Origin of the sequence: Henriciella sp., assembly GCF_049649345.1 — a bacterium.
Classification (GTDB): Bacteria; Pseudomonadota; Alphaproteobacteria; order Caulobacterales; family Hyphomonadaceae; genus Henriciella.
The window spans coordinates 1-1,567 of sequence record NZ_JBARZC010000459.1 but is presented as its reverse complement, the minus strand read 5'-3'; the positions used below and the strand labels follow the sequence as shown (position 1 = coordinate 1,567).

1 protein-coding gene and 1 pseudogene are annotated in these 1,567 nt (G+C 63.1%); both read left to right on the top strand.

What is annotated here, in order from left to right; all coding sequences use genetic code 11:
- Nucleotides 1-949, top strand: a 949-nt coding sequence (locus tag WA989_RS12650) for a PDZ domain-containing protein (protein WP_424340851.1), incomplete at its 5' end; no start/stop codon positions are given.
- A gap of 77 nt (nucleotides 950-1,026) precedes the next feature.
- Nucleotides 1,027-1,567 (top strand): annotated as a pseudogene (locus tag WA989_RS12645) (S9 family peptidase); the annotation flags it as partial.

The following is a 1,567-nucleotide window of genomic DNA, read 5'->3' as shown; positions in this document are numbered from 1 at the left end:
GCCGACCGTCGACTATGCCGACACGCGTGACACCGAAGTCGGCGATATCGTGCTCGCCATCGGCACTCCCTTCGGCGTCGGCCAGACCGTCACGACGGGCATCATCTCGGCCACCGCCCGGACCGATGTCGGCGTGTCTGACTATGCCTTCTTCCTGCAGACAGATGCGGCGGTGAACCCTGGCAATTCCGGCGGCGCGCTGATCAATACGAAGGCAGAGCTTGTCGGTGTGAACACGGCGATCTTCTCGCGCTCCGGCGGCTCGAACGGGATCGGCTTTGCGATTCCGGCAGAGATGGTCCGGCGCGTTGTCGATGCCGCCGTGAATGAGGGCATGATCGTGCGGCCCTGGCTCGGCCTCAAGGCCCAGTCGGTGACCTATGACATTGCCAAGGCGCAGGGGCTCCAGCGGCCTGTCGGCGTCATGGTGACGGAAGTCTTCCAGGACGGTCCGGCCGATGAGGCGGGCTTGAAGCGCGGTGACCTGATTACCGAAATCGATGGCCGCGAAGTGTTTGACGAGAAGGGCCTCAAATTCCTCGCCGCGACCCGCTCGCCGGGGGAGCGGTCCGAGCTGCGCCTTCTGCGGGGCGGCGAGTTCGAAACCGTGAAGGTGACACTCGCACCGCCGCCGGGCGCCACCGAAGCCGAGCTTGAACTGCTCGAAGGCCGCCATCCTTTCTCCGGCGCCGAAGTCGCTGAGCTGTCGCCGCGTCTCGCCGAAGAGATGGGCCGCGACCCGTTTGCGAGCGGTGTGCTGGTCACCCGTATCATGCGCGGCGCCTATGCCTGGCGGATCGTGCGGCCGGGTGATCTCATCGTTTCGGTCAATGGCGACACGGTGAAAACGCTCGAGGATCTCGACGATGCGCTGGCGGACGCCGAGGACAGCTGGGCGATCGAACTCGACAGGAATGGCCGCCGCATCAGCGGGACGATCCGGCTTTAAGCTTATTGGCGACATGGGTCTCGCTATCGCGTCAGGCGAATGCTAGGCCTCTCTCACACTTTTTGAGGGAGGCTCATTTGAAACTGAACTGGACAATCGCGCTCGCCGCCAGCCTTGGCGCAGCCTGTACGCAAACCCCGGCTGATACGCCCGCAAGCGAGACAGTCGTCTCTACCGCGCCGCCTGTTGAGACAGTGCCGGTCGCGCTTAGCGTCACGGAATATCCAGCCAGCCTGTTTCATGAGACAACCAGTTACAGGCTCGGTTCGTCCTCGGGCCACATCTTCTCGCCCGGCGGCGATACGATCCTCGCGTCGACCGATGCGTCCGGCATCTTCAATGCGGTCACGCTCGATGCCACAGGCGATATGACGCCGCTGACCAGCTCTGACGACAATGCAATCTACGCCCAGAGCTTCTTTCCTGATGACAGCCGGGTGATTGTCACCTCCGATGGCGGCGGCAATGAAATTTTCCATGTCTATGTCCGCGAGGCCGATGGCACGCTGACAGATCTGACCCCTGGCGAAGAGGTTCGCGCGAGCTTCCTCGGCTGGCGCGATGACGGCGCGGTTTTCTATGTCGCCACCAATGAGCGCGACCCTGAAACCAATGATC